Raw genomic sequence first — 16,169 nt, 5'->3', positions numbered from 1 at the left:
CAAGAGGATTGCCCGCAATGGGCAGTCCTTTTTTCATTTAGCCTTGCAGCTTTCAAACCGCGTGTTTCACCGCACGACGGCAATTCTTGACTTGTTTTTGCAAAGAGTGCCCAATGATGGCCTTTAGCATTAGGGTCTTTGATATGATTTACGAAGTAATTGGAACTGCAGCTGACGATCTCATCGTCGCGCCCCCCAACCCCAACAATCAAGCTGTGATTTATGGTCGTGAGGGGGATGACGTCTTAGCCGCCCACAGCAACAACGCGAACAATAACGATACCTTGCGAGGGGATTCCGGCAACGACACTCTTTATGCCGGGAATGGCGGGGACGTACTGTTTGGCGGACCGGATGATGATCTTCTTTTTGGACCCTCTGGGCACGGTCATGCAACACTGAATGGCGGCACAGGGGATGACACGATTTCCTCGGCTTCGCTCACACGAAGCTATCTCGGGCCGATGCAGGTCCATGGCGGCGAAGGTGACGATGTCATTCATTTAGGTGGCGGCAACCATTGGATCTATGGCGATAACGGAAATGATCTGATTGTTGGCAGTCACAAATTTTTCAATTGGGAACACCTGTTCGGGGGCGCTGGAAACGACACGATACTAGGGCAACAAGGTGAAGACACGATTTCCGGAGGCAGTGGCGACGATGCTCTTTGGGGTGGCAACCTGAGTGACCATATCTATGGTGGCACGGGTGATGATCGCCTGTTCGGAGGGCAATATGGCGACACCTTGCAAGGCGGCGATGGCTTTGACTTTATCGACGGTGGAAACGGAGTTGACGACCTTTGGGGGGGCGCAGATGAAGACCGCTTCTACCGAGAGGCGTCCGATTATTTGTTTGATCGCATCCATGACTATGACGCTTCCGAGGGCGACCTTCTGCATTTTGGCGGCGAAGCCTATAACGCGAACCAGTTTCATGTGAGTTTTCACAACACCAACAACGGTGAGGCTGGTATTCAGGACGCCATCATCACCTATGCGCCCACAAATCAGGTGCTATGGATTCTAACCGATGTCGAACACGCCGAAGACATCAATATCCGTCTTTTCACAGGGGCCACGATTGATCTGATCTGAGCCCGACTTTTCACCGGCACAATGTCAGAAAGGGGAGCGCACTGCGCTCCCCTTTCCTTCCCCAACATCCAGCGTCTGTTATTCGGCGGCGTCAAGATACCGATCAACACCCAAAGCCGTTCCGCTGACTTCCCCTCGCTGAACACGAGACAACGATCCAAGCCTTTAGGTTCCCGTTATCGAACCAGCCCAAATGCCAGAGTTTGGATAAATCTAAGATGGGGGTGCTGGATTGAGTTTACTTTGGAGGAGCGAACAGGTTTTTACGAATTCACGCCACTTTTCCCATCAAGCTTGTCAACAAACTGGCGAAATAATAAGAAATGCCTGCTTTCATATTGTCGAACGTTCCAAATATCTGGAAAGTTCAGCGGCTTTGATTTTAAGGGAAAGAACTTGCATACTTCTTCAAAATTCAGGTGCCTCCCACCCCCTTGACCCAATATGTTTAACAGACCAGTTTCACCTGTTTATCTATTCACCACTCAATTGAAACTCCAGCTAGCCTCCCCCGCCCAAATATTTGAACGAGAGCCAAGAGAATGATTAAATCCGCAACGCTTCCTCGCATGACTTTTTTGAGTGAAACGAACGAACCTATCGAACTGACGCCTTCCTCCGAAACTGCACGTATTCGCGGGATTGCGGCCCGTATTGCAGAAGATGTCGCCCCCGGAGATGTTGTTGGCCTTTTGGCTAAAACCGGCCCCGAACTTGTCTTGAACTGGCTTGGTGCCCTTTTGGCTGACACCAAGCCCCTGATCCTGCAGTACCCTACCAAAAAGCAAAGCCGTAGCTTTTGGACGAAATCAGTCAGCAACACGGTCGATCTTGTCGAGATGGCTGCAATCATTGGCGAGGATGATCTGCTTGCCTCCTGCCCCACTACGGCAAAAACCATTTCCTTTTCGGACCTTGCCAGCGCTGCACAAAACGGCACCGACGACAGCCCTTTTGAATTGATCGACTACTCGATTTTGCAACTTTCCTCCGGCACCACCGGTTTTCGCAAAGCAATCGAATTCACAGGTCGCGCTCTGGAGCGCCATACACACGACTATGACCAATCGTTCTTGCTCGATGGGCAAAAGGATACGGTGGTGTCATGGTTGCCGCTGTATCACGACATGGGCTACATCGCCTGTTTTGTGATGCCCATGATCCTTGGCATTCCAATTGTGATGATGGATCCGATGTGTTGGGTCTCTTCACCCGGAATGCTCTATGATGCGATTGAAAAGTATCGCGGAACGATCACCTATATGCCCAACTTCGGGTACGAGCTGATGTCCCTGCAAGAGGCTCCGGGTGACCTTTCCTCAATGCGTTGGTGGGTCAATTGTTCCGAGCCGATTTCCGATCTGACATGCAAAAAGTTTTCGAAAAAAGCCGGTGTTCGCCGCGAAAGATTTTCGGCGGTTTATGCTATGGCCGAAAACATATTTGCAATGACCGTGCGCCACGGCATCAAGACCCGCAAAATCGAAGGCGTGGATGTCGTCTCTTGTGGTGCGCCAATCAAAGACGTCGAGATACACCTTGCAGACGATGGAGAGATTTTCGTTCGCTCGCCGACGTCTTTGGTAAACTACATCGGCATGGAGGACATCCGTAACGAAGAAGGGTTTTATCCCACAGGCGATCTCGCGGTTTTTGAAGATGGAGAATTCTACATCACGGGCCGCAAACGTGATCTTGTCATTCAGGCCGGCCGCAAATTCATGCTGTCGGACATCGATCTGGTTCTCAACCGCCTTCTTCCCGAGGTGAAAGGACGCGGGGTCGCATGTGAAAAATGGGACGAACGATTGGGCACCACAGCGATTGAGGTCCTGGTCGAACATCCCGAGTTTTTTCGCCGCAACGATGCTGATGACATTGCCGTCCAATTGCGCAACGAAACCGGCGCGGAACAGCTTACTGTCCACTTTGTCCCCCCACGGTTTTTGACCAAAACCTCGTCCGGAAAATTCAACCGCAGGGCCAGTTCGGAAGATATGCAGCGTGTTCTTGATGCGCGCACTAAAAGCACCAAAGGAACCGACCCTATCGCCGATTTGGAGGCAAGCTTTTCCAAAGCGGATTGGACACTCCCCGTGTCTGCGTCACTGGATTCCCTATCGCTTACTATGTTGCGGGTGATCTTGAACGAAGAGAACATCCTCTTTGATGGCAAAACGAGCCTGAACTCGTATCGCGCTAAAATTTTGGAGGCGCGCAAGGTCGATGCACCCGAAGCGAAGGCACCACAAGAGGCGATCCATATTGTTTCATTGGCGGACCGCAAACTTACGGACGCAATCAAACCGGAAGATATCGAAGCCCTATCCAAACGGTTCGGGCGCAAAGTCACTTTCGAACACTTGTGCCTTCCCCCATCACCTATTGTTTTGTCGGACTTGGTTTTCCATGACTGGTTTCAACCCCGCATTGATGGGCCAGAATTTGGCGCGATTGACCGGGCCTTTGACAGTTTGCGACGCGCAAGTTTGATTTTGATGGATGATCTTGCCGAAATCTCGATACCGATCAAGCAAACCTATACCGTCCTCAGTCACACTCTCGAGCGCGATCCCCGCGCCGACAGAGTTTTGGTTCGGTGGCAGCGTTATCCCCAAATGAACCATTTGTTGCCAATGTCGGTAATTTCCGGCGAAGACATGCCACTTGCAGACAGAAGCAAAACACATGCGCTTTTGTCTGACTACCTGGGTATTCCGATTTTCCGTGTCGCCACCATTCCGGGTTTTTCCACTTACACAGAAGACTGGGAGAAGCGAGACTTCACGAACGAAGCCGGCGCAGTTGACACAAAGGAAATGAAGTTTGGGCTCACTTTGATGACGGCAATTGCGGACTGGAGTGAAACTCTGAAAAAGCCGCTTGCAACCTCTGCCCGTAATCAATCAGTGCCGATTGCTCGTGACGATCTTGGCCATTTCTGCTCGCACTACGTCGACGTGAATGCACTTCAACCCGTGATCCAGAAGTTCGACAGGTTCTGCCTGGTTGGAATGGAAGCCAGCGCCCCCTTCATTCAAAAGGAAATTGAAAAGGCAGGAAAAAAATCTGTACGCACAACAAGCTATGCTCCTGAAATTCTGGATCGGATGAAAGGTGAATTCGACGTTGTGTTGGCCTGTGGCGCACAGGGTAAACAATTGCCAGACACAGCTTTCGTCGCCGTCATGGCAACAGTAAAAAACGTCTCGACACTGAACGTCAGTGATCCGGAAATCAGCAGTAAATTGGCCTTCTCTGGCTCTCTTGAAGAGGACTCGTCCTCTGATTGGTTTTGCCCTTTCGGCCTAAAGAAAATAGATCACGGTGAAATGGAAACCATTCGTTCGGCACGGATAGGAATGGCTCAAGCCGCTGTCAAAGTGCGCAAAGAACGCCTGAACGTTATGCTAGAACGTGCGAAGAATGCAGGCGATACAGATCGCATTCAAAAGATCGAACAGGCCTTTGCGGACCTTCAAAGCTTCGAGGCACGCCAAGCTGAAATCCAAATGCAGCGAAGACGCATCAGTGAGCAAAAAAGGGCCCAATCCGAAGGCTAGAATCCTCGAAAGAGATAAGCACTTCATATGCGCCATTCTGAACATGGTATTTTCGGCGAAGAAGAGAGACCCGCTTCGGTCTCTCTTCTTTTGTTTTGAAAAAACAAAAGCCCTGTAAAAAAGGCGTCGCCCAATGCGCTTGAATTGAAATTCCGTCTTCCGCCTCAAAAGGCTTTGATTGCGTTACCTAAACCAGATAAATCTAAGCCAATTCCTTTTTTTTAGGACACTCAAATTATGGCCACCCAAATTGACCAAGCGCCGTCTGATACACAAGATATCGACACCACTGATTTGCTTGATTCAAACGAATTCATTGCTTTCGCCAATAGCCTGAAAGGCAAGGAACTTCGCTATTTTCTGCTTGAACACGCGGATGGTACGAAGCTCAAAGAAATCCCCGCAGATCTTTTGTTTTTTGCTTGCGACAAGGCACGCGAAATCAGCGACACGGCAACAGCCCAAGTTTATCTGGATTTGTTTGATCCAAACACGTCACAAAACCCGACCTATTATGAGAAACTCGGGTTTCTTAAACTGGATCTAGGCGAACATGATGCGGCTTCGGCGGCATTCGAACAGGGTATTCAGATCGACGAGGGCTCCAAACCGAACTGGTACGGGCTATGCGTTGCGAAAATGCGTGACGGCGCGGCAAAAGACGCTCTGGATGCCGCGCGTCATATCCTGGATTGGCCAGGCATTTACGGACCAGAAGAGTTTCGCACCAACCTGCGCGGCGTTGTTGACGGGTTGCATGAACACGGGATGCGCGGCGGTCTCGAAGAATTTTACATTCACCTGTTCCAAACGGATACCGACCCTTTGGTGGCCATCCGCGCGATGGAGTGTCTGCAAGGGTCGTCAAACCATGATGGCGCTCTGGAGTTCTTTGAATATACCCTGCCCGCTCATCTGCAGAGCATTCCCCAGATCCGCGAGATTGCAGCGCTGGCAAGTGTTGAAGTCGGCGCAAATGCGCAGGCACTTCGTCTCTTGGAAGGGATTTCTCTGACATCTCTAAACGATGTGCGGCTTCTCAAGGTCTTTTTGAAATCCCAGACTCCGGACGATCTCAGAAGTAACGGAAAAGGGGTGCTTTTCGATCACCCAGATATGTCCCCCGATCTAGAGGCTGTCGCGCTTTTCCTGATTGACGTTTTCAACGATGATTTGGCCGAAGCCCACCGCAAGATCCTCAAGATGAAACCGCGTGTTTTACGCGCGGTACAGCATGAAACAATCGAGCTGGTTTACAAGCTGCTCGGGGCTGGCCTGCTGGCCGAAGCTGAAACGCTTATTGATTCACTGCAATCAACAGAAGTTCCCGCCTTTTATTTACAGATGGCCCTGATCGACATCAATTTCAGACGCCAGCATTGGGACGCCGTGGACGACATTCTGGCCAATTGTTCGCCCAATGCGCCTGATCAAGATCGCCTGTTGCTTCTTAAAACCTTCGAGCAGGCCTGTTTCAAGGGGCGTATCGAAGACGCTGAACAGCTTTTGCCACAACTCGTTGAAGGCGAAACGATTGAAGCCGGGGCTCTGCCTTCGATCTTACGCTTTGCCGCCGAGAAACGCGACTGGGCGCAAATTCGCGAACTGACAGAACGAACCAACCTTGTCGGGTTCGATTTCGACCAGACCGGCGATATCGTATTCCGTGCATTCTCGCATAGTGATGATCTGGATGCTCTTTTGGCGATGGTCAAAGGTCGGGCAGACTGGCGTACGAATACCCACCTTAAGCGGTTGCGTGTTGCGCTGCTGGATCATCTGGCAATGGATCGCTCCAGCTTGGAAGCAGCCCTTCAAGATCCGGATGTTCAGGCCGACAAGGTCACTTCGACGCGTCTGCAAAACAAGCTGAGCATCGCGCCGATGGTAGTAGGTGATACCGGTGACGAAGTGATTTTCCTGTGTACCAGCAACAACTACAGGGCTGGTACAGCCGTCACAGTCATGTCGCTGATCGAGAAATGCCCTGACCTTCTGTCCAATTGCCGGCTCATGATCGTGACGGAAGATGATGACACGTTGACACCCGAAGTGATGAACCGCATCACCTCGGCGACCGGTGTACAGATCCAGACACATGTTGCCTCGGACCTGATTGAACCGGAAACAGATCTGGACAGCTCATATGGTGTTTTCACAAGCGGACACGAGCTTGCCAGTTCGGCATACTATCGCATCTTTGCGGCGCGCCACCTTGTGCGCAACCGTCTGTGCAAGCGAGCGCTTTATGTGGACTCGGATGTTCTGATCAATTCTGATCTGGAAAGCTTGTTTGAAATTGGCCTTCGCGGAGCGCCCATCGGGGCACGCCGCGAAGTGACACGCCCCGAGGTCCAGCGCGCCGAAGGTTTGCACGGCATTAAACCGGGACATTATTTCAACTCGGGTGTTTTGGTAATCGAGGCGACACATGCCGATTGTGGCGACCACATCGATGCCTCCATTGATGCCATTTCGAACAACACACTGCTGTTTCACGATCAATGTGCCTTGAATATCGGGTTCAAGGACGCTGTATTTCATTTGCCCGAACGCTATAACCGGTTCGTACCACCAAGTGTTGGAACCAATATTCAGGAAATCCTGAACGGGTCCGCGTCTCAACCGGGTGAAGCTGTGATCTTGCATTATCTGGACCGCCCAAAGCCATGGGATGCGTTCTATAATCATCCGATTGGCCTTCAATGGCTCTCGACCTACGGGCGTTTATCATCGATGATAGGACCCAGCCTTTCGCGCACATTGCTTGGAATGAATCCTAAGGAAAAATCATGAGTGATCACAAGACTTTGCAGTTTTCCGGGGTCGACTTCGACGTTCGCGACAACCCAGACAAAGGCATCTATTTTGTCTTGGGCATTCGCAAATCCGGAAGTTCCATTTTCAACAATATCTGCACCGCACTCGGCAAATTTAACGACGTCGAATTTGTCGATATTGGTGGCAAGATGTTCAGCGCTGGCGTGTTGGAAAACGAATGGGTGAACAAACCCGAGGTGGAAACCCTTTTGGCACCGGGCAACCTCTATGGCGGGTTCCGGACCTTCCCACAGGGCATTGCACAGACCGCGACGTTCAAACGCTACCCAAAGGTTCTTATGGTACGTGACCCGCGCGATGTGCTGGTCAGCGAATTCTTCTCCAATGCCTATTCGCATTCTTTGCCTGAAGACGGCGAAGGTCGCGAGCGTTTCGAAGAAGAGCGCAAGAAGGCCGTAGAACTGGGGCTGGAAGAATACATCGAAAATCGCATCGATCACATCGCCCGCACCTGTGCGCCATTTGTCGAACTAAAGAATGATCCTCTGACCAAGGTTTTTCGTTATGAAGATGTCATCTTTGAGAAGGCACAGTTAATGCGTGACGTATGTGATCATTTTGGCTGGAGCATCACGCAAGGACAAATAGACGCGATTAATTCTTGGGCAGACGTGCGCCCGCAAACCGAAAACCCAACGGAATTTGTACGTAAAGTTACGCCGGGTGATTACAAAGAAAAAATGAATCCCAAGGCTCAGCAAAAAGTAATTGAAGCCACTGCCGCCTTTTCCAAAGCATTTGACTATTCATAAGAGAGATCCACGAAATGACCTCCACCGAAGCCGCCGCCGAGGATGTTCAGACCAAGTTTGAAGACATTCAAATCAGCTTCCCAAAAGGCGAAATGTCCTTTCAAGTTGCAAACGATGAAGACCAGAAGGTGTATTTCTGCCTTGGTGTTCGCAAATCTGGCAGCACGATGTTTTCGCGCATCTTGACATTTTTAGCGCGCCGCAACCAAATCAACGTCGTCGATTTGCCCGGCACGGCCTTTCGCAGCGGTTTTACCGTCGCAGATTGGGAAAAGGCCGATTTGTCCGAGATCATGAAACCCGGCAACCTGTTTTCCGGTTTCCGCGCCCTGCCCCAAGGCATCGCGAATTCAGAGAACTTCAAATCGGCATCCAAAGTCTTTATGTTCCGCGACCCACGCGATGCCCTGATCAGCCAGTATTATTCGGATGCGTTTTCTCACAAGCTTCCCGAAGAAGGCACACCCGGACGCGAGTTGTTCTTGAAAAAGCGGGCCGAAGCACGTTCAACCGGCATTGATGACTATGTCCTCAAACACGCGCGCAACATGGGTTCGACAATGCTGGGCTGTTCGGATCTTCTGACTGATCCGACCTGTGCGTGCTTCCGTTACGAGGACTATGTCTTTCAAAAGCGGCGCATGATTCACAAGATCATCAAGCACTTTGATTGGCAGTGTCACCCCGGCCAGATCGAAAACATCCTGCGGGAAATCGATGTTGTGCCAGAAGCAGAAGACACCAAAAAGTTCATCCGCAAAGCGGTTCCGGGCGATCACGTGAACAAGCTTGAGCCCCAAACGATCCGTCGCCTGAACAAGCATTTGGAAGAATGCATGACGGTCTTTGACTATTACTAAAAACACTTAGGGCCGGATGTGAGAACATACCGGCCCAACCTTTCGGAAGCACATCTCGCTGTTTCAAGCCCTGCGAAGATTGGGGCGGACCTTACATCCCGATTTTACAAACTCTGTCATCTCTGCCCGTTTGTCGGCAAGCGCTTTACTCACGACCTCGTACAGCGCGCAATCGGCGCTGTTGGTCTCGGCGATCCTTTGACGCAGTTCTGGCGTGATCTCCGCCTCTTGTTCCGAAGTGGCCTGTGTCACATTCGCCCGCTTTGTCAGGGCGACAGGCGTTCCCTGCAATCCCGACAGGAATTGAAAGTCTTCATCCAGACTCTCGACAAGACCGATGAACAGATACCGCCTGAAAATCTTTTCGACTGCAGCTTCTGAATATTCCTCGCCAATCAGGAAATTCCACATCTTGTTTTGCTGGCCTTTGCTTTCGACATAGACCTGAATCGTTGGATAGCGCTCGATAAACGCTTCATGCGGCGGGTGGGTCGGCGAGCAGGCATAGTTATAGTCCGAGATCACCCTGTCGACGGGTTCGCGCAGAAAGGTGAAAACACGGGTTTCCGGTATGTGTTCGCGGATCATCTTCAGGTGCTTTGGCTTGAGATGACCAGAGGCCGAACAGAAAGGCGTTTTGTCGTGTGCCGTCAAAAACCGCTCTGTCGCGTCTACCATGGGGTCATTTCCGCGCACAGGCGGCTGCCCGTCCGTAAAGATGTTATAATAGGGCGGAAAAGCTTCTCTCATCGCCTGTGTGACACTTGTTCCGGCGGTTTTGGGAATATGCTGAAACAGGACAAAAGGGTCACGTCTGCGAAAGTGCTTGGCGAATTTCTCGACGGGGTGCTCAAGTAGCTTTTCAAAGTTCATATGTGCTGGCTCAGATCAACTCTAGATATTTCTCGGCCATTTCTTTGGCCGTGATCGATTGGCTTAGTTGCGAGACAAAGCTCTGGTACAGCTCTGCGTCGCATCCCCTTATCATTTGGCGGGCCAGGTCATCCGCGCGACCGACCTGGAAATGAAGACCGTCTTTTCCCGGACGGACCTTTTCGGCCATTCCACCGATGCCCGATACAATCAATGGACGCCCTGCCAAGAAGGCCTCTTGGATAACCAAAGGAGAGTTTTCCCACCAAAGGCTTGGAATAACGACATAATCACAGCCCTGCATCAAGCGTATGACATCGCGATGCTCATAGGCGCCCGTGAACTCGAGCAACGGGTTTTCATCCATCGCAGTAAGGTATCGTTCGTGTGTATCCGGCGGCAAACCAACAAATTTACCGTGGATGCGGATTCTCATCTGGCTTGGTTCGATGCCCTGCTTGGCCAGTTGTTCAGCCGCTTCGATCAGCACATCTGCACCTTTGAACGGGTTGATCTGGCCAAAGAAGCCGAACACGACTGACCGGTCTTCCAGATCCGGCGACTCGGGTTCTGGCGAGGGTTTGAGCATCAATCCGTTTTCAACAATGTTGATCTGGGTTTTCGGAAAGCCCCATTCGTCAAACCGGTCTGCCAGAAACTCACTCGGAGAAATGATCGTATCCAGATTGTTCAGCAACTCTTGGAAATGGCGCCCTCGCGCCGCGAATTGCGAGGCGAATTTGTTCGAAAAACAACCCGTGCATTTTGCAGCACTGGATTCGTAGCACAGCTGCTTTTCATCAGACGTCACAAACTGTCCGTGGTTCTGACAAATCGCCAGAAACTCGTGCAGCGTCAGCGCCACACCAATTCCTTCGTCTTTGAGACGCATCAGGGTGTTGGTGCCGATGAACAGGAAATGGTGGGCAAATACGAAATCGACGTTCAGCGACTTGATCGTTTGCACGATTTCTTCCTGTGTGACGCCGTCGGCCACATGATAAAAATCGTCATAGGTCGCATGGTCATACGTCAAAACAGGTTCAGATCGACCCGAAGGCCAGACGCTGCTCAGCTGCTCCGGGGGCACCATGCTGATCAGCACGACATCCTCTCCCAAATCACGAAGCCCTTCATAAAGAGCTAGCGAAGCCAATTCGCCACCGCCTTTGCTCACCCGCGGGTTCGCATGCGTCAAAACTGCATATTTCATGAAGACGCCCGATCCAGTTCGATGATGTTGTCATACCCGTCAAACAGGGCAAGGCGTTCGGGCTTGAAACCGGAACAGTATTTCAGGGCCTGACACCCTTCTCTCGCGAGTGCGGGTTGAGCGACACGGAACACTTCCATCAAGTAATTTCCATCCAAACGTCCGCCCACCTGCGCGACCAAGGGCGCCAATGTGCTGCTGCGGGCCATAAACATACCAATCTCGGGCAAGGTGACCCCGTCGCTACAAGCCTGAAGCGCAACAGGATTATCGTCCCCAAGGTCGCGTCGGGCAAACAGATCGAAGGCATCCAGATCCGGCAAGAATTCCTGTCGACAGAACAAAACAGACTTGGATTTCGTCTGTCGAACCAAGGCTGGCAGCAAAGGAAACACATGTCCGCCCCGCACCCGGAACAGGGAGATATCGTTGCGATACCGCTCCATCATCTGAAGCCATGGCAACAAGACATCGCGCGGCGCAGCGTCATCAATGATCAGGCTAATGCCGATATCTTCTTTGCTTTTGCGACGCATGCGGTCCAGCCGGCCCAGAACAAGTGCACAGTCAGATCGGTCTTGCGGCAACTCGATGACAAGGGAATTGGTCGTCGGTTTGGCTGACAGCACCTCGACCCGCGAGGTGTCCCCCGCGATCCGGGCAATGGCAACCTTCATTTCTGGGCGGAACTTTTCAACGTGCAGATTGGAATACAACTGCTGGATCGCACCAATCCCCCGCAAATTCGAAATGGGTTTGATGCGGTCCCGCGGGATCTCGGCAACGAAGGACGTGTCGTCTTCAAACGTGAACTTAATCAAGGCCAGATTTACAGCCTTAAAGCCGTTTTCCATGCGGCATGCGCCGACAAAACCAGCCATCTCGAGATCGCTTTGCGTGACTCCGTCAATGCCAGCCAGATCAAGGCGTTCCTTGCGGAAAAAGCTCATTGAATCAACGGACAGGATTCGGTTGTCAAAGCGCACCTGAATGTCGGTTACGCTTTTCGATGTGGGCAGAAGCCAGCCTTCGATAAACAGGCCAAATCCCGGCATAAACAACATCTGGTCAAGGCCCAGCTTGAACCCCTCGTCAGGGACCAATTCCCAGTTGTTTTGGGTTTCCACATACCCGGAAATGGCAGTGTGGCGATCAGGCTCCAACGCATTTGCGGCCGGCAGGCTTCGAACCAGCTGGCAGGATTGTTGCGGCGGCAACTCTGTTATTTGCGAGCCCGCTTTGATGCGCAGGGTGCCGTCGTCGGTAAACACCAACATTTCCGGACACGGCGCATTGGGCGACGGTTGCCAACGTGTTTCAACAAGACCAACAAAATTGATCATATCCGGGGTCGAGGATTTATTGTCGTACTCAAGAAAAACCGCACCAAAGGGTTGATGCCGCTGGTTGCTTTCAATGATGCCGCTGCACTCGGACGGCAACTTGCCTGCCTCAATACGTCCGGCGATCAGATACACATGGCGGCGGATCAACCCGATCATCCCGATCGAGGCCGCGACACCATTCGACTTCAAACTCGGAAGGTTCTGAAGCCCCCCATAAGCATCTCGAAACTTGGCATTCAAAGACTTCTTCAGCTCAGCGACATCTTCGTTCTGATGATCAAAGCGGGTTTTCTTTTCTTTCTGCCACACCTGAAACAGGCATTCGCTGGCAGAAGGCATCGGATTCGCGGCAAGGATAACAACGCCTGTTTCGACAATGCTCACGACAAGAGGTTCGGCCATCAACGCATTCGGGATATCCGCGAAACTGCCAAACACATCTAGCGGAAAGTGAAACCCGAAGAACTCTCCTGCCCCGTTCAGAACTTCGGCAACATCCGCACGTTGCAAACCGGTTTTGGTCGTTGCAATCGTTTTGCCCCCAACGTTCAGGGCAACTGTGACCTGACGCTTCGGGTTCTTTGGGTCATGGGCCCAGCCAAAAATTCCGGAGACAACACTGATGTCATCAACAAATCCATCAAGGTTTTGCTGGTCTGTCTCTTGGTCACCTGTCAGGCCAATTTCACTAACGTCAGTCAAAAAAAAGCCTTTCTTGAAGGTCCGCACTTACGAGAGCAATAACAGGCATTCTCGCCATACTCCCAAACCTGCTTTTAAAAATCTATTTGTTGATCAGTTGCCAAATTTTACAGCTTCATACCAAACCCGCAAACGCTAAATCTGTGACAATGTGCGGTTTTTTGACTTTTAGCGACTAAAATGCCAAGTATTTCATCGTTTTTGCATCCAAACTAACATCATCGGCGCGGATCCCTTTTTTTGCGGGAATCCGCGATATGTCTTGCCAGTGAGAAGAGCAAAAAACGGCCCTTTCGCCCATGCGTGTCACAGACGAAAAGACTAACTTTTGAGCCACTTCAGCGAAGACGCACATCAACGGTTTGCGTTTCGGTTTCGGAAAAGAAAATCCGCTTGCCGCTTTCGTTAAAATGCAATGTCTGAACGTTGTGATCATCCCATGTCACATGGCTGTTCATCAATTCACCATCATTAACATTTCCGAAATAGAACGCTTCGCGTTTTTTGGGCAGTTTTGCTTCGGTGCCTTTTCGTGCCAGCCACTCTACGCCGCGGGCCTGACGGACGTAATTGCGGAAGTACATCAGATCAGCGTTGTTGAACTCGGGGACGCGAGGGATGCGAATGGATTGCACCTTTTCTCCCGCCGTACCAAAATCTTTGTACTGGTGATGACGATCAAGAATATCGTCAATTTTCTCCGCCGCAAAATCGTCTTCTGTCCAGACATCGCGGACCTTTGAAAACTTCTTGTTAGACCCGGCCTCGACGCGCTTTACGAACGTCATCAACAGCCGGATATCCAGCCGCGATGTGCCGTTTACACGAAACGACGTGACTGTCAGCGCATGAGGTTTGCGGATGGCTTCAAACCGCGTTTCCATCTCGACCACATCGTCTTCGAGAACGGGGTTGTCCAGATCGAAAACCGACTGCGCATAGACCACCGCGCCATACATCCGGTCGCCGCGGGAATCGAGCCATTGCGAAGGGCGTTTTCCCAAACTCAGGCTAAGAACCTCCCACGCGCCCTCGGCCGCTGCAGTAAAGGCCCATTCTTCGGCGAGGGTATGAATATCCAGATGCGGCATGCCCGCATAGAAAGAGATTTTGCGTTCCACGTCAGTAGACCTTTTATAAAATTTATTTAGCGTTTTCTGGGTGCTAACCGTGTCAGAACGGGAATGAATCCACCACCTGACCCGATATCTTCAGGTTCTCCCAAAACAAGTTCGGTCAAGCGATCAGCATAGAACTCGTGGAAGCTTTTTTCAAATTCTTCGCGATTTTCAAAATCAAACGCGCTGGGGCCCTGTGTAAGACGTGGCCAGAAGGAGCGGCCATTCCAATGTGTTGAAACAAAAAAGGTGGCCGCTTTGCCCTGCCAGGCCAGCATCTCGGCACCGGGACCAATCGGCACTTTGCGCCCCAACACCTCGACTTCGCACACGTCTCTTGATTTGGCACCGTCGGGATAAATCACGACGCACAGTTGGTTCTTGCGGATTCGCTTGACCAGTTTGAGAAATTCAAACGGACCACTATCATCATTCACCACAAACCGTTCAAAACCGGGGTTGCTAAAGCCCCCTTGGTTGGCCACGCGGATAACCGGCAATCCAAGGCTCGCGAATGGGTCCATCGACAGAGAGACATTCAAACTCGTATGGGCGGAGGTCACGATCACCGGATGGCCGTCGGCAACCGCCTTTTCCATGATGCTGGCGTCGACCTCTTTCAGAAGCTTTTCCGCCTGACGCGAATAACGAAGCAAGGTCTTGTCACGTTCGGAATTACGTTCTTTGTTCGGACGGTGACGCAACAAATCGGTCATATAGCGCGCGATAACCCCGCCGTTGCGCAGACGTTTGGCGAAATCTTCGGGATCGGGTTCATTGCGCAAGTCAGACAAAGACTTGGCACGCTCGTCCGGGTACAAATTCACCACTTGCGAAGCATCGATGGCATTGAGCGCATCCACCAGCGTTTCAGGTGCTATCCCCAATCGGTCAAAAGAATCATGCACCGTCTCTGTGATGTGCATGGCCGCTTTTCGCGAGAGATAAGGCTTGATCTGCGGATCGTCCGGGAAAAGCTTTATCGCGCGTTCGGCTTCTTCGGCCAATTTGTCAGATTGCCCCATTTGCCAATGGGCGGTCAGACGTACAAGGACAATAGGCCGCTTGCTTTGAAACTGTTGGGGCAAACCATCGACCAAGGCGATCGCGGCGTTTCCCTTTTTGCTCTTTATCAGATCTCGCGCAGCAGTGATGACATGTCGCGCACGCTTGTTCGGTGCCTTCGGGACACCTTCAGGATCATTTTTCGAAACATCTTCAAGGGCTTCGGCGGCTGCGGTTACATATTCTTCGGCATCATCGCTTAGATTTGAGCAATTTTCGATACTCAAACCGTAACTTGAGAAAATAGCGGGGGGTATGGATTGATTTGGCAAATGAAACTCTGTCTATTGTCGAACAAAGGTCTATGGAGAGAGCAATGATCGATCAAGATGTTTTTCTTAAGATGGTGGAGAAACACTCACGTGCAGAAAAAGTAAGCTTGGATGATGTGCTTTTTGGCGAGGGTTTGGACATTGGGTCAATGAGATTTACCGAAATGATTATGGATATCGAAGAAGAGTACGATCTGGATATTGATGTTTCGACGCTAAACGCTTCAATTAAAACTGTTGGGCAGCTTCTTTCGCACCTTAAAACAATAGGACTATAAATAATTTTGCGTATTTTTTGAGCAATTTGCCACATAGGTACACATGCAGGTATCTTTTCATATTCAGGGCGTTCAAGCCTTGCTGCAAGTGACCAAAACCAAAAATTTATAACAACAGGATTATTGACCAAGACAGATGCCATGTTAGCCTCATGCCATAAACTCAAAAACTTTAACTCCATGACA

Annotated in this window: 11 protein-coding genes; 6 read left to right on the top strand and 5 right to left on the bottom strand. The window is 51.1% G+C overall.

From position 1 onward, the window contains the following. Positions 1-143: 143 nt before the first annotated feature. The 5 genes from PH7735_RS06875 (at position 144) to PH7735_RS06855 (ending at position 9,116) form a co-directional block, all read left to right on the top strand. Complete coding sequence (locus PH7735_RS06875) at positions 144-1,100, top strand: calcium-binding protein (RefSeq protein WP_158503194.1); 957 nt, start codon at positions 144-146, stop codon at positions 1,098-1,100. A 569-nt stretch (positions 1,101-1,669) separates the two neighbouring features. After that, positions 1,670-4,663 (top strand): AMP-binding protein, encoded by a 2,994-nt coding sequence (locus tag PH7735_RS06870; RefSeq protein ID WP_158503192.1) that lies wholly within the window; start codon positions 1,670-1,672, stop codon positions 4,661-4,663. A gap of 237 nt (positions 4,664-4,900) precedes the next feature. After that, on the top strand, positions 4,901-7,459 hold the full coding sequence (locus tag PH7735_RS06865; protein WP_058310527.1) for a glycosyltransferase: 2,559 nt from the start codon (positions 4,901-4,903) through the stop codon (positions 7,457-7,459). Further along, the gene (locus PH7735_RS06860) at positions 7,456-8,256 is read left to right on the top strand and encodes a sulfotransferase domain-containing protein (RefSeq protein ID WP_058310526.1); all 801 of its coding nucleotides are present in this window, start codon (positions 7,456-7,458) and stop codon (positions 8,254-8,256) included. Before PH7735_RS06865 ends, PH7735_RS06860 begins: the two co-directional genes overlap by 4 nt. Positions 8,257-8,270: 14 nt before the next feature. After that, positions 8,271-9,116, top strand: a complete 846-nt coding sequence (locus PH7735_RS06855; protein ID WP_058310525.1) for a sulfotransferase domain-containing protein — start codon at positions 8,271-8,273, stop codon at positions 9,114-9,116. A 63-nt stretch (positions 9,117-9,179) separates the two neighbouring features. Here PH7735_RS06855 and PH7735_RS06850 read toward each other — a convergent pair whose 3' ends face one another. From PH7735_RS06850 to PH7735_RS06830, 5 genes are all read right to left on the bottom strand, one after another. After that, entirely contained in the window at positions 9,180-9,989 is an 810-nt protein-coding gene (locus tag PH7735_RS06850; protein WP_058310524.1) for a sulfotransferase family 2 domain-containing protein, read from the bottom strand. 10 nt (positions 9,990-9,999) lie between these two features. Next, a complete protein-coding gene (locus PH7735_RS06845; RefSeq protein ID WP_058310523.1) occupies positions 10,000-11,202 on the bottom strand; it encodes a glycosyltransferase in 1,203 nt (400 codons plus the stop codon). Further along, positions 11,199-13,250, bottom strand: a complete 2,052-nt coding sequence (locus tag PH7735_RS06840; RefSeq protein WP_145865277.1) for a hypothetical protein — start codon at positions 13,248-13,250, stop codon at positions 11,199-11,201. Before PH7735_RS06840 ends, PH7735_RS06845 begins: the two co-directional genes overlap by 4 nt. 338 nt (positions 13,251-13,588) lie before the next feature. Beyond that, positions 13,589-14,371, bottom strand: coding sequence for an LnmK family bifunctional acyltransferase/decarboxylase (locus PH7735_RS06835; RefSeq protein WP_058310521.1), 783 nt, complete (start codon positions 14,369-14,371; stop codon positions 13,589-13,591). Between the two features lie 26 nt (positions 14,372-14,397). Next, a complete protein-coding gene (locus PH7735_RS06830; RefSeq protein WP_058310520.1) occupies positions 14,398-15,660 on the bottom strand; it encodes a hypothetical protein in 1,263 nt (420 codons plus the stop codon). 89 nt (positions 15,661-15,749) lie between these two features. Here PH7735_RS06830 and PH7735_RS06825 point away from each other — a divergent pair, with 89 nt between their 5' ends. Further along, on the top strand, positions 15,750-15,983 hold the full coding sequence (locus PH7735_RS06825) for an acyl carrier protein (RefSeq protein WP_058310519.1): 234 nt from the start codon (positions 15,750-15,752) through the stop codon (positions 15,981-15,983). The last annotated feature ends 186 nt before the right edge of the window (positions 15,984-16,169 follow it).

Origin of the sequence: Shimia thalassica (assembly GCF_001458215.1) — a bacterium.
GTDB classification, from domain to species: domain Bacteria; phylum Pseudomonadota; class Alphaproteobacteria; order Rhodobacterales; family Rhodobacteraceae; genus Shimia; species Shimia thalassica.
Note: the sequence above shows the minus strand (reverse complement) of the source record. Positions and strands in the feature narration are given on the sequence as shown.

Excerpts from the sequence above, each read along its gene's own strand:
- PH7735_RS06875 (WP_158503194.1), top strand. The coding sequence starts at position 144 with ATGATTTACGAAGTAATTGGAACTGCAGCTGACGATCTCATCGTCGCG.
- PH7735_RS06870 (WP_158503192.1), top strand. The coding sequence starts at position 1,670 with ATGACTTTTTTGAGTGAAACGAACGAACCTATCGAACTGACGCCTTCC.
- PH7735_RS06865 (WP_058310527.1), top strand. The coding sequence starts at position 4,901 with ATGGCCACCCAAATTGACCAAGCGCCGTCTGATACACAAGATATCGAC.
- PH7735_RS06860 (WP_058310526.1), top strand. The coding sequence starts at position 7,456 with ATGAGTGATCACAAGACTTTGCAGTTTTCCGGGGTCGACTTCGACGTT.
- PH7735_RS06855 (WP_058310525.1), top strand. The coding sequence starts at position 8,271 with ATGACCTCCACCGAAGCCGCCGCCGAGGATGTTCAGACCAAGTTTGAA.
- PH7735_RS06850 (WP_058310524.1), bottom strand. The coding sequence starts at position 9,989 with ATGAACTTTGAAAAGCTACTTGAGCACCCCGTCGAGAAATTCGCCAAG.
- PH7735_RS06845 (WP_058310523.1), bottom strand. The coding sequence starts at position 11,202 with ATGAAATATGCAGTTTTGACGCATGCGAACCCGCGGGTGAGCAAAGGC.
- PH7735_RS06825 (WP_058310519.1), top strand. The coding sequence starts at position 15,750 with ATGATCGATCAAGATGTTTTTCTTAAGATGGTGGAGAAACACTCACGT.